The following is a 12,444-nucleotide window of genomic DNA, read 5'->3' as shown; positions in this document are numbered from 1 at the left end:
AAGAGATCAACACCTGCTAAAAAAGTAGATCGATGTTTAATTTAATATTAACTATTATGAAAAAGACATTTTTAAAATCGACCATGCCTTTTACTGCTGCGGTAGTATTAGGAATTTCAGGTGCGTTCTTCACCACCTCTATGCAAAGTGCATCGAAATTAGCACCTCGTGACGGTTATATCAACAGCCTGTCAGGTGTCTGTGATGTCCAAGTGCAATGTTCTGACAATAGCAATAATCCAATTTGTAAAGCAAATGGACAGACTGCTTTTGGTAAAGCGAATAATTGTGGGGAGACACTTTATATGCCATAATTAATTTAAACAATCATTAAAAGCAATGCAGTTCTAAATGAACTGCATTGTATATTTTATTATCCACGATTTTCAATCCATTCAAACGCCTTTTCATTTTTAAGAAAGTGATTGAACCACTGCAGTATTCTAATTGAAAGATCCTTTTGGTTGTATGGATCCGAAAATGAATGTTCTTCTTCTGGATAAAGGAGCATTATATTGTTTTTCTCAAGACGATGCATTGCAAGATAAAGTTCAATACTTTGATGCCAGTCAACCTGCTGGTCATTTTTTCCACTCCAAAAAAGAAGCGGTTTGTTGATGTTTTCTACATTGTTCAGCGGCGAATTATTTAAATAAGTAAGAGGCATTTCATAAGCAGAAACTCCTAATCTAAACTGTCCAATATTAAACTTTATCATATGGGGTTTTCCGGTACGCCAGTTAATCGCATGGTAGAAACTGTTCAGATCTATCGGGGCAGCACCAGCAACCGAAGCTGCAAATATATCAGTCTTACCTGAAATGTATGCAGTCTCATAGCCTCCAAAAGAATGTCCCATAAGTCCGGGTTAGCGAAATTCTGAGAATTCTCTTCGAAGCTTCTTCATTGTGTATTGATACTCTCAGAACATTTCAGCTTGTAGTGCTGTCCATCTTAGGGCCACTGGTATTTGGAATCGCAGTCTTTGACGGATTCCAGCATACCCTGACGGTCTGGCTTGCCAGGTATATAAACATTTATCTCTGGCTTCCCGTTGCCAACATTTTCGGAAGCATTATCGGGAAGATTCAGGAACAGATGCTGAGGCTTGATATCTCACAGATTAATACTGCGGGAGATACTTTTTTCAGCAGGACCGATATCGGCTACTTAATTTTCATGATTATAGGAATTGTGGGGTACTTTACTGTGCCTTCTGTGGCCAATTATATCGTGCATGCATCAGGAGGAAGCGCATTGGGACAGAAAGTGACAAGCCTGTTTGGCGGATCGACTTCCTCAGTGATTGGAGGAGCTGCCACAGGAGCAGGAATGGTAATGGATTCAATGGGAAATGCAGCAGGCAGAATGAGCCAGAGCATGTCATCTTCAGCAGCTGCTTCGCCTTATTTTGAAGAAAAGGGAAATTATATGAGTGACAGGCTCAAAGGAAATTCTAAAAGTTAAATACACTAGATTATGTTTACGAAGATGAAAAATTTAGATACGGCTTTCCGCCATGTCAGGGGATTTACTATGCTGGTCGTTCTTGCTTGCGCTGCCATAACCTGTTATGCATTGTATAAAAGTTTCAGCTCTATTGCTTTAATGGAAGACAAGGTTTACATCCTGGCAAATGGAAAAGCGCTTGAGGCATTTGCATCAGACCGTAAGGATAATGTACCTGTTGAAGCAAGGGATCATGTCAGGACATTCCATCAGTTTTTCTTCAGCCTTGACCCAGATGATAAAGTAATTAAAGCCAATGTTACCAAGGCCCTGTATCTGGCTGATAATTCTGTCAAGCGCATATACGATGATTTAAAAGAAAACGGATATTATTCGGGAATTATATCAGGAAATATCAGCCAGACTGTTATTGTAGACAGCGTAAGCTTTGATATTAATGAATATCCCTACCGCTTTAAGTGCTTTGCCCGGCAGAACATCATAAGGACAACAAGCATATTGAACAGAAATCTGATTACGGAAGGAACGCTTCGAAATGTTTCAAGGAGCGATAATAATCCGCATGGTTTTCTGATTGAACGCTTCAATACTCTTGAGAACAAAGATCTTGGAACAGTAAACAGAAAGCCATGAGAAGTCTGATGCGAAAACAAAGACAGAATGTAAAGTCTTCAAGGTCATATATGATAATCAGATTCTGGTGGGTAAAAAAAATGAATAGGCTGACTAGAGACCTTTCAAATTCACAGCTTAAGTTTTCAGTAATCATTTTTGCGGCCCTTGGAACGATTTTATGTGTTTATAACGCATTGAGCGGTTTTCTGTCAGAAAGTCAAAAATCAATGAACATTGATGCAGTAAAAGTGCTTAAGCATGCTTATGGTGATGAGGTAGGCCATATGCATTCTCTGGATCTGCCATTTAACAAATATGCTGAGAGATCCAATATCAGCAGATATATTGATAGTGTGATAAATGCAGCAGACTTAATCGATTGGTCTAAAAATCAAAATTCCAACGCTGAAGATTTTACCAGCAGTCCGAATCTCAAGGAAACTAATTCATCTAACTATAAAAAAATAAGATTATGGAACATAAAACACTTTCAACCAGAGAGATAAAGAATCGCAGTATGATGCTGGTTCTTCCACTGCTTGTTCTTCCATTTATAACCATGCTGTTCTGGGTGCTTGGAGGAGGCAAAGGAACAGAAAATCCAATTTCAGGAACTGAAAAAAAAGGATTTAATATGCTGCTTCCAAATCCAAAACTAAAGGAAGATTCCAGTTTGGATAAAATGAGCTATTATGACCAGGCATCAATTGATTCTATAAAACTGCAGGAACAAAAAAAGAAAGATCCTAATTATTCGGTTGGTGCGGAAGATAATGATAATCTTGAATCAAAACGTTTTTTTGATACGGATGAGGTTGCATGGAATGATAAACAAAACGGACTGAAAACAGACTATCTAAAACCAGAGAATGAAAAGAAGATGTACCAGAAACTTGAAGCGCTCCAGAAAGCTATTGCGGAGCCTCCAAAAGAATATCAGAGCGGTCAGGATATGAGGGAATTTCAGTACCAGAAAATGCCTGACGGTGAATCAGCCGAGTTAAAAAATCTTGAACAGCTCATGGCAGTCATGAGTGCGCCTTCTGAGCCTGATCCTGAACTTGCCCAGCTTGGCGGCATGCTGGAAAATATTCTGGATATCCAGCACCCAGAACGTGTACAGGAGAAACTGCGTCAGAACTCAAAGCTTCAAAAAGGAAAAGTTTTTTCAGTGAACAGAAAAGCTGAAGAGCAAAACCTGAGCTCTCTTCAGACCAACAAAGTAAATTATGAGCAGTCAGCAAATTCATTTTATTCGCTTGATGGTGAAATCAACGATGAACAAAATCAGAACGCAGTTGAGGCAGCTGTTCATGAAACGCAGACGATTGTCAACGGTTCTATTGTAAAAATCAGACTTGCAAGTGACGTTTTTATCAATGGCGTACTAATTCCAAAAAACAGTTTCGTTTTTGGGACAGCGTCACTTAAGGGAGAAAGGCTTGAAATAAAGATCAATACCATAAAATACCAGAATTCCATTTTCCCGGTTGAACTATCCGTCTTTGATATAGACGGCATTAAAGGCATTTACATTCCTGGAACCATAAACAGGGATGTAGCAAAAGCATCCGCTGACAGGTCCATGCAGAGTATTGGACTGGCAGGAGTCAGTGATTCTTGGGGAGCTCAGGCGGCAGGAATGGGAGTGGAGGCAGCCAAATCACTTTTAAGCAGGAAAGTTAAGCTGATAAAAGTAGCAGTCAAGGCAGGTTACAAAGTGCTTCTCTACGATGAAAAAGAAAAGAATGAACAATAACTTTAAACTAAAAGAAAATGAAAAATTTAGAGACACTAATTATCACATTTATTTTTCTGGCTGGTTTTTCAGTTTCTGCACAGTATGATGCTAAAGCCGAATTTAATAATATACAGCTTAGCTATACAAAAACCACCAGTATTTTATTTCCGTATGCAGTAAAAAGCCTTGATATCGGAAGCCGTGATGTTCTGGTACAGAAAGCAAAGGGAGTTGAAAATATCCTGCTTCTTAAAGCTGGCAAGCAGAATTTTCCACAGACTAACCTGACTGTTGTAACTTCCGACGGTAATCTTTACAGTTTCATTTTAAATTTTGATGATCTGTGTCCTACATTAAATGTGGATGCACGGTTACGAATTGGTGACGATAAATCGCTGCTGTTTTCCCTTGAGAACGAAAACCAGAAAGAAATAAAAGAATATGCCCTGTTTGCTCTATCCAAGAAAAATAAGGTAAGCGGACTGGGTTCAAAAAATGCAGAAATTGAGTTTAAGGTTGACGGCATTTTTATTCATCAGGACGTGATGTATTTCAGATTGGTTTTAGGGAATGATTCCAGAATTAATTACGATGTGGACCAACTTCGTTTTTTTATCCGAGACCAGAAAAAATCCAAAAGAACTGCAGCTCAGGAAATAGAAATGACACCGCTTTTATGCACCGGAGAATTTAGCAGGATTTCCGATAAATCTGAAACTACAGTAGTTTTTGCCATAGCTAAATTTACGATACCGGAAAAGAAGAAATTCACAATGCAGGTCTTTGAGAAAAATGGAGGCAGGCATCTGGAACTTAACATAAAAAACAGGCACCTGGTTAATCTTGAAATACTGGGTAACCTATAATCAGTACTAATTTTAAATGTGAATATCATGAACGAGAAAAATGTACAGTATCTGAAAGACCAGTTAAAATATACTGGATTCGGAGAAACTTTTGATGCTGAATTAAGAGAGAATATTCAGAAGGGGGATAAGGATTTTAAATTAATGCATACCGGTATTATGAACAATGGTGTCCCTAACAAAGATACAGTCACTGTTGAACTGAATTTTAAAAAGTCCGACCAGAGCGATATGTATTTTTTCAATTCCTATCAGGTTAATCTACAAAAAGAGGATAATAAGCCGGGATTGGAACAGATTTTTTATATTAACAATGATAATACCAGCATCACTCTCAAAGAGGCGTATAATTTGATGGAGGGCAGATCGGTCAATAAGGATTTAAAGAATAAGGACGGTGAAGCCTATAATTGCTGGATTCGTATGGACTTCAAAGAAAGTGACGACCGTGGAAATTTCAAGCTTCAGCATTATCATCAGAACTATGGATATGATCTGGAAGCTTCGCTGGAAAAGCATTCGATAAAAGAACTTCTGACACCTCAGTACAAGGAAGATTTGATGAACTCTCTGAAAAAAGGCAATCTACAGTCCGTAACTTTTGTGGTAGGAGGAGAGGAGAGAAAACAGTTTGTGGAAGCTAATCCCCAGTTTAAGACTATTAAGGTTTATGATTCTTCTCTGCAGAGAATAAATGACCGTGAAAGCAAGAACGAGAAGCAGTCGCAGTCCAAAGGAAAGAGCGCAGACCTGGCTGACAATTCCGATGAGACCTCTCAGAAAGAAAAAAAAATTAATTCCCGTTCAAAAAAAGCGGGCAGATCGGTTTAAGGTGCTTAAATAAATTAAAACTGAGTTATGTCTTCTGAAAACAATCGAGTAGAAAATGAGATAAAAGTGTGGCAGTCCAAGGAAGAAAAATTAAAATTTCTATTTCAGAACAGCCCTAATATAGAACGCTCTTGTGGCATAGAGAAACTGAAATTTTTTAAGATGTTACTTTTTAAATATGAAAAGACGAAAGCTGTAGATGAAAAAATAACTCTCAGGTTTCTTAAGCATGAATATAACAAATTGAAGCATCAAGTCTATCCCAATATCATTGTTAGGCTTGTAAATGGAGCGCTTAGTGCTGTTGTTTTTGAAAGGATAGATAAACAGGATTATCTTAAAGATCTGGAATTAAACAAGAAAACTTTAGAGGAACAGTTGATAAAATGCGGTTTTCATGAGGCTTATGGCAAAGTATTGGCGAATATGAAGGAACAGCTGTTAAATTTTACTGTTCCTGTTTCTTATCACATCTCAGAGAATGAAAGACTTGAACATTCACTTCAATTTGTAAAAGATGCGCAGGGGGCTTACCAATTTGATGGATTCAGATCAATTCTTTATACAGATTCGTCGCCATCCAGCCGATGTACACATTACTTTAAGAATGAAAAATCTGAGGGCTTCAGCGCAGCTGAAGCATACGAAATGCTTGCAGGAAGAGCAGTTCTAAAAAGCGGAACCTGGAAACAGTTTAGCTTCAACGACAGGGATCTTAATGACAATTATAGGATGCATGAATTTCCAGAATCGTATGGATACAATGTAAGCAATGCTTTAAGGACTGTTCCTCTTAAAAATGATGACTATGAGACATTCGAATCCCTGGTCGATTCTTTGAAAAAGGGGAAGAGGGAAGAAGTTGCTTTTATGATACAAGGGAGAGAAATGAAGGTTTTTTTGGAAGCAAATCCACGGTTTAAAACCTTGAATTTTTATAATGACAGAATGCAGAAACTTAGTCTGGGAGAAATTAAAAGCGGCTGTAAAATTAGCCCGCTGCTGAAACCACAGCACAATATTGAGACTCAGACCGCAAAAAAATCTCATCATATGTGATGTTTATTTATCTTATAGAGTTATGGAAGATTTTAAGCTTTTATCGGGATTTTTTCAGGCAATTGAAAATGATTTCAGAATCAGCACAACTCACATTGCAATTTTTGCCGCCCTGCTTCAATTTCGCGCAAACAGGAATTTTATAAATCCAATTCAGGCATACAGTATTGAAATCCAGAATATCGCTAAGGTTGTATCTCCAAAAACTTATCATAAATGCATGCGCGAATTAGATGATTACGGTTATCTTATTTATGTCCCGACAAAGAATAAGAACAAAAGAAGCAGTGTTTATTTTTATTTGGAGTAAGCTTTGCGGCAATTTTTTTGGAATGACGATGATCTTTTTAAGTATATGATTTAATTTTTTGTAACGCATTAAGCCGGTATTTTATGGAAGAACTTATAACAAAAGACGATTTAAGGCAGTTTGGACTGTTAATGACCGATACAATCCGTAATGCGGTTTCGGAAGCTTTTAATGCAGAAAATATTGAAAGGGAATCTGAGTGGCTGAAAAGTAAGGCTGTCCGCAGGATGCTCGACATTTCTGCCGGATCTGTTCAGACTCTTAGAACATCACAAAAAGTACGTTTTAAGAAAGTGCTTGGATCCTATTATTACAATAGAGAAGATATTCAAAAACTTTTTAGGGATGAAAAAGACTAAGAAATTAAAAGAAAGCAATATCATGGAATATCTTTCAGTTTATATTGCTGATCCAAAGCTTAATGTGTGGCATTTGTCAATTTTAACGGCAATATTAGGATTGGGTTACAGACAGGGGCAGGGTAGGAGGATACAAGTCAGCCGAAGTAAAATTATGGAAATGGCGCATGTAAATACACTACCCACTTATCACAAATATTTTAAACAGCTGCAGGAATTAGGTTATATTAAATACAGCCCGTCTTATCATCCGGGTTATAAAAGTGTAGTTAAACTATATAAAAAGAGGCTATCTCAGAATTGTTGAGATAGCCTCTTTGATTTTAATTACCATCTGAAAGCAAGTTTCAAGAAGTTATGTTGTATTTCTTTTTAATTGCCTGGATTTCTTTTTCAAGTCTTCCGAGAACCGCTAAGTCCGGTTTTGAAATCTTGGAAGCGTTTTTGTTCAGCTTTTTATTCAGAATTGACATTTCACGACCGATTGTAGCCTGCTCAGTTATAGCATATGCCTCAGTCTGTTTTACCGATGCATGACCCAGCAGTTCTTTAACTACATTAATAGGGACGTTGTTATTTAATGTCACAGTGCTTCCAAATGTACGGCGGGCCATATGCGTGTTTAATGTAAAAGGAAAGCCACACAAGACTGCCACCTCTTTTAGATACTCATTCATTTTCTGGTTGGATGAAACAGGAAGCACGGTTCCGCGCTGGATACACAGCGGGTGCTCTTTATATTTTTCAACTATTTTCAGTGCTTGGGGAAGAAGAGGGACATTAAATGATGAGTTTGTTTTCTGCCTTTCGGACATAATCCATAGATTTCCATCAATGCCTTCTTTGATATCCGTTTTCTTTAATTGATAAGCGTCTATGTAAGCCAGGCCAGTGTAGCATTGGAAGACAAATACATCCCTTACTACGTTGAGCCTGTCAGTTGTGAAATAATGACTTTCAAGTTCGTACAATTCCTGTGCGGTGAGTGGTTTTTTTACCAGTTTCGTTTTACGTCCCTTAAAGTTCTTAAATGGGTCCTTGGTGATTAACTCCTTATCAATGGCGCGGATTACAATCTTTTTGAAATTTGCAATGTATTTGAGGGTGGTGTTGTTGCTGCAGTCGCGTACAGTTCTAAGGTAAAACTCGAAATCCTTTACAAACTCAAGATTCAAATCCGCAAATTCAAGATCGTGCTTTTTAAGCTTGAATTTTATAAACGCAGTCAAATGGTTTTTAGTAATGGTAAACCGGTCAAGGGTGCCTTTTGCATAGCCTTTTCCAAGAAGCGCCTCCATTTCATCATTATGCTTTTGAAATTCCTCGAGCACCTTGATCTTCGGCGCTGTCCTGCCGAGAACCTCGTCCATAATTTTCTCAGCGGTTATGAGTTTGCCGCTGTACATCATTTCGGTTTTGATTTCATTGATTTTTAAAGTCAGCGAATCCAAAAAGAAGTTCAGCGACTTTGCATCTTCCTTTGAGCCGACCGCTCTTTCGAACCTTTGATCCCATCGTGTACTATCCCATTTTCTTTTGGTTGAGCTTTCCTTACGGATACCGTCAACAGTTATTCTGAAATACACAATCCATTCTTTACTTTCTATTTTGGGTCTTTTTAAAAAGAATCCCAAACCAAAACTGCTTTCCAACATAATCCTACTTTTTAAATTAATAAATGTAGAATAATATTACTGCCAAATCAAGTCGTTAATCTCGTTAACCCCCTGTAGTATAAGGGATTTTTGCTGTTTCTGGTGCACTTTTCAGCGCGCCGGAAAGTGCACCGATTCTGCACCTTTAATTTTGTGAGGATTTATAAATATTGAAAACAGGCCTAAAATAAAAAAAACCTGCAAATCCTTGAATTTGCAGGTCTTCAGACATTTTTTTTGGCTTTTTGAAAAGAATGAAAACTTTAAGTTTTCCGCCTTTTAGGCCTTTCCGTGGGGAGAGCAGTACTCGAACCCATGAGGTATCTTTTTAATATTTTAAAGATGCTAATATTTGGATGTTTTTTAAATTAATAGTTCTTACAAATTCGTGTATTGGTTAGACTCCATTTTAGTGATAAAGTGATGCATTTTTATATTTACTTTTAATTAATTGAATTTCTTTTTCAAGTTTCTCAAGAGTGGTTAAATCTTCTTGAGAAATCTCATTTGTATGCTGAGTGAGTTTTTGATTTAGTATGGACATTTCTCTTCCTATAGTTGTCTGCTCTGTTATGGCATAAGCTTCTGTCTGTTTAACAGAGGAGTGCCCGAGCAGTTCTTTGACCACGTTAATTGGGACATTATTGTTTAAGGTTACCGTGCTTCCAAATGTACGGCGCGCCATATGGGTATTAAGTGGAAAAGGAAAACCGCATAATACGGCAATTTCTTTAAGGTAGCCATTCATTTTCTGATTGGAATAAACAGGCAGCAGAGTCCCTCGTTTGATGCAGAGAGGATGATCTTTATATTTTTCAAGAATTCTGGCAGCATGAGGCAGTAGCGGAATCTTTGCAGTTGAATTAGTTTTCTGCCGCTCAGAGATGATCCAGGGTTTTCCATCCACTCCGTCTTTTATATCAGCACTTGTGAGCTGGTAGGCATCAATGTATGCAAGTCCTGTGTAGCATTGGAATACAAAAATGTCGCGTACTGTACTGAGTCTTTCTATTGAAAACTGATGGGCTTCCAATTCAGCCAATTCTTTTGCAGAGATAGGCTTTTTTACAATTTTAGTTTTTTTGCCTTTAAAGCTTTTAAAAGGGTCTTTTTCAATAATTTCTTTATCAAGTGCACGAATGACAATTTTTTTGAAGTTGGCAATGTATTTAAGGGTTGTATTATTGCTGCATTTGCGGACAGACCGCAGGTAAAACTCTAAATCTTTTACAAATTCAAGATCTAGATCTGCAAATTCAAAATCATCAGCATTATACTTGAATTTTATAAAATTGGACACGTGGTTTTTGGTTATGTTAAACCTTTCCAAGGTTGCGCCCGTGTAACCATTGCCAACCAACGCCTCCAATTCATCATTATGTTTCTGAAATTCTTCAAGCACTTTTACTCTCGGCGTTATTCTTCCCATCACGTGGTCCATGATTTTTTGAGACGTTATTGGTTTTCCGCTGTAGAGTATCTCTGTTTTAATATCGTGGATTTTTGAGGTGAGCGAGTCAAGAAAAAAATTAAGTGACTTTGCGTCTTCTTTTGTGCCGACGGCTCTTTCAGTTTTCTGGTTCCATCGCTCCAGATCCCATTGGCGTCTTGTAGATGCTTCTTTAGGAATGCCGTCAACGGTAATCCTGAAATAAACGGTTCTAATTTTACTCTCATGTCGGGGAACTTTCAAGAAGAAAATTAACCCAAAGCTGTTCTCTAGCATAATTCAATTTATTAGATTAGTAAATGTAGAATTATAACCTTATTTAAACAAGATGTAAATGTGCTTAACCCCTTTGATATCGGGACTTAAGATAAAATCTTGTGGCACACTTTTAAAATCTTAGCCTGCGCCACGAATGCGCCACGAAGATTTTGTCTGTTTTTGAAAATATTGAAAAGCGGTATAAAAGAAGAAACCCTGCAAATCGTTTGATTTGCAGGGTTTTCCGTGAATTTTAGCCTTTTTTGTAAACTTTGAAAAGTCTCTTTTTAAGCTCTCAGCGGAGAAAGAGGTTCCTCCTTGATTTATTAAAACCCTAGTAAATACTAGGCTTCATATGCTATTTAAGAACGGGCACAGAAAAAAAGTGTACCTCGAAATTTTGAACAATTTCTTTAAACGAAAATAGGATAAAACAGTTTAATTATACAAAAAAATTATGGAATTTCTAGAGATTTAAAAATCTATAGTTGCTATTTATTTGTCAATTGATGTATTTTGAAGGTATCCTTAAAGCATTATTATGGGGCTTTTGAGTAATCGTAGTTGTTATGATGTCAATCTATTTCAAAATTCTTTTTGTATGATGAATGGGAATTCTTTACAAATGCAAGATATTTTGTTTAGCAAATAAAACCTGATTTCAATTTACTATAATATTCTTTTCTGATTATCCAGTAGATGTTTGTATCTCCAATTATTCGTGATTCTAAATTAATACAGACTGTGCTTCTTAAGAAAGTTTATATTTATCTGCAGATTTAGATGCAATTCAAGCTGTTTAAGGCATTATAATCAAGTTATCTGCCATCTGTCTTTCCTAATTTACGGCTACTTTTCCATCCATTTTACAAAACAATACTTATTCCGAAAATCTTCGGAATTTCAGGATAATATATGTTGTTGTAAATGAGGAAAGATAAAGTTAGACTTCGTTAAAAAGAAATAAGTTACTAAACTGTAAATTTTACAATTTTAGCAGGATTACCTGCAACAACGGCGTTATCTGGAATGTCTTTGTTTACGACTGAACCAGCTCCAATAATAACATTATTTCCAATACTGACGCCCATTAAGATAACTGAGTTTCCTCCAATCCAAACATTATTACCAATTTTAACTGGTTTTGAAATCCCTTGCATTGTAATTCTATCAAAAGAAGTCAAAGGATGAGAAACTGCAAAAATACCTGTATTAGGACCTATCATGCAGTTATCGCCGATTTCAACTCTGGCCATATCTAAAATTGTAACATTATAATTAGTAAGAAAATTATTTCCAACATGTATATTAAATCCCATATCACAATTAAATCCCGGTTTAATAGATAAATCAGATCCAGCAGAACCAAAAAGACTTCTGAGTTTTATTTCTCTAATTTTACTTGAGGCTCGTGGAACAGAATCTATCTCCTCCAAAAGCATTGATGCCTTAGTTAGATAATGCTGAATTAAGCAGTCCTTCATATCGTAAATCTCGCCGCTCATCATTTTTTTAAATTCTAGATCATCAAATTCGGTGTCGTTTTTCATTTTTAAACAATTTTAGTTAAGCAAGGCTTCAGCTTTACATCAGATGAACATCCTTGTTGAATTTCCTTATTATTTTTGAATCAGCAAATTTAATTATCAGCTGAGGATTACGCTTTACTATTAAGGTCATAGATATTGATGAATTAGACTAGAAAATAAAGAAAGAGAAAATGAATAGAAATTATACTTACTACAAAAGGGCCGAGACATATGTTGTCCGCCATTCCTTCTGTTTCTGAGTGCTGGAATTTGAACATATATAATAATTTGTACAACGTTA

The 12,444-nt window shown here is 36.7% G+C and carries 15 protein-coding genes; 11 read left to right on the top strand and 4 right to left on the bottom strand.

The features are described 5' to 3' along the window. The first annotated feature begins 56 nt into the window (after positions 1-56). On the top strand, positions 57-314 hold the full coding sequence (locus P0R33_RS06595) for a hypothetical protein (protein WP_276174195.1): 258 nt from the start codon (positions 57-59) through the stop codon (positions 312-314). Between the two features lie 59 nt (positions 315-373). On the opposite strand, the gene P0R33_RS06590 is transcribed toward P0R33_RS06595, so the two are convergent. After that, a complete protein-coding gene (locus P0R33_RS06590) occupies positions 374-859 on the bottom strand; it encodes a prolyl oligopeptidase family serine peptidase (protein ID WP_276174766.1) in 486 nt (161 codons plus the stop codon). 239 nt (positions 860-1,098) lie between these two features. On the opposite strand from P0R33_RS06590, the gene P0R33_RS06585 reads away from it, so the two are divergent. The 10 genes from P0R33_RS06585 to P0R33_RS06540 all read left to right on the top strand — a co-directional run bounded on the left by P0R33_RS06585 (position 1,099) and on the right by P0R33_RS06540 (position 7,558). Then, entirely contained in the window at positions 1,099-1,467 is a 369-nt protein-coding gene (locus P0R33_RS06585; protein ID WP_276174765.1) for a hypothetical protein, read from the top strand. Positions 1,468-1,491: 24 nt separating this feature from the next. Next, complete coding sequence (gene traK, locus P0R33_RS06580) at positions 1,492-2,103, top strand: conjugative transposon protein TraK (RefSeq protein WP_256871167.1); 612 nt, start codon at positions 1,492-1,494, stop codon at positions 2,101-2,103. Between the two features lie 80 nt (positions 2,104-2,183). Beyond that, complete coding sequence (locus tag P0R33_RS06575) at positions 2,184-2,591, top strand: hypothetical protein (protein ID WP_179005343.1); 408 nt, start codon at positions 2,184-2,186, stop codon at positions 2,589-2,591. Then, positions 2,558-3,844, top strand: coding sequence for a conjugative transposon protein TraM (gene traM, locus P0R33_RS06570; protein ID WP_179005346.1), 1,287 nt, complete (start codon positions 2,558-2,560; stop codon positions 3,842-3,844). The genes P0R33_RS06575 and traM overlap by 34 nt, the downstream gene beginning before the upstream one ends. 17 nt (positions 3,845-3,861) lie before the next feature. Beyond that, on the top strand, positions 3,862-4,692 hold the full coding sequence (traN, locus tag P0R33_RS06565) for a conjugative transposon protein TraN (protein WP_179005348.1): 831 nt from the start codon (positions 3,862-3,864) through the stop codon (positions 4,690-4,692). 27 nt (positions 4,693-4,719) lie between these two features. Then, on the top strand, positions 4,720-5,523 hold the full coding sequence (locus P0R33_RS06560) for a hypothetical protein (protein WP_256871168.1): 804 nt from the start codon (positions 4,720-4,722) through the stop codon (positions 5,521-5,523). A gap of 27 nt (positions 5,524-5,550) precedes the next feature. Continuing rightward, on the top strand, positions 5,551-6,582 hold the full coding sequence (locus tag P0R33_RS06555) for a hypothetical protein (protein WP_179005350.1): 1,032 nt from the start codon (positions 5,551-5,553) through the stop codon (positions 6,580-6,582). Between the two features lie 22 nt (positions 6,583-6,604). Beyond that, positions 6,605-6,892, top strand: a complete 288-nt coding sequence (locus tag P0R33_RS06550) for a hypothetical protein (RefSeq protein ID WP_179005352.1) — start codon at positions 6,605-6,607, stop codon at positions 6,890-6,892. An 83-nt stretch (positions 6,893-6,975) separates the two neighbouring features. Further along, positions 6,976-7,251 carry a hypothetical protein gene (locus P0R33_RS06545; RefSeq protein WP_056253946.1) on the top strand — a complete coding sequence of 92 codons (276 nt, stop codon included), beginning with the start codon at positions 6,976-6,978 and terminating at the stop codon, positions 7,249-7,251. Beyond that, positions 7,238-7,558 carry a hypothetical protein gene (locus P0R33_RS06540; protein WP_256871169.1) on the top strand — a complete coding sequence of 107 codons (321 nt, stop codon included), beginning with the start codon at positions 7,238-7,240 and terminating at the stop codon, positions 7,556-7,558. The genes P0R33_RS06545 and P0R33_RS06540 overlap by 14 nt, the downstream gene beginning before the upstream one ends. A gap of 40 nt (positions 7,559-7,598) precedes the next feature. Here the strand turns inward: P0R33_RS06540 and P0R33_RS06535 are convergent, their stop codons facing one another. The 3 genes from P0R33_RS06535 to P0R33_RS06525 all read right to left on the bottom strand — a co-directional run bounded on the left by P0R33_RS06535 (position 7,599) and on the right by P0R33_RS06525 (position 12,164). Beyond that, positions 7,599-8,906 (bottom strand): site-specific integrase, encoded by a 1,308-nt coding sequence (locus tag P0R33_RS06535; RefSeq protein ID WP_179005354.1) that lies wholly within the window; start codon positions 8,904-8,906, stop codon positions 7,599-7,601. Between the two features lie 409 nt (positions 8,907-9,315). After that, positions 9,316-10,632, bottom strand: coding sequence for a site-specific integrase (locus tag P0R33_RS06530; RefSeq protein ID WP_276174764.1), 1,317 nt, complete (start codon positions 10,630-10,632; stop codon positions 9,316-9,318). 953 nt (positions 10,633-11,585) lie between these two features. Further along, positions 11,586-12,164: a sugar O-acetyltransferase gene (locus tag P0R33_RS06525; RefSeq protein WP_276174763.1), complete on the bottom strand. Its 579-nt coding sequence runs from the start codon at positions 12,162-12,164 to the stop codon at positions 11,586-11,588. Positions 12,165-12,444 lie beyond the last annotated feature (280 nt).

This window comes from Flavobacterium sp. YJ01 (assembly GCF_029320955.1).
Lineage (GTDB): Bacteria > Bacteroidota > Bacteroidia > Flavobacteriales > Flavobacteriaceae > Flavobacterium.
This window is presented reverse-complemented; position numbering and strand designations above follow the sequence as displayed.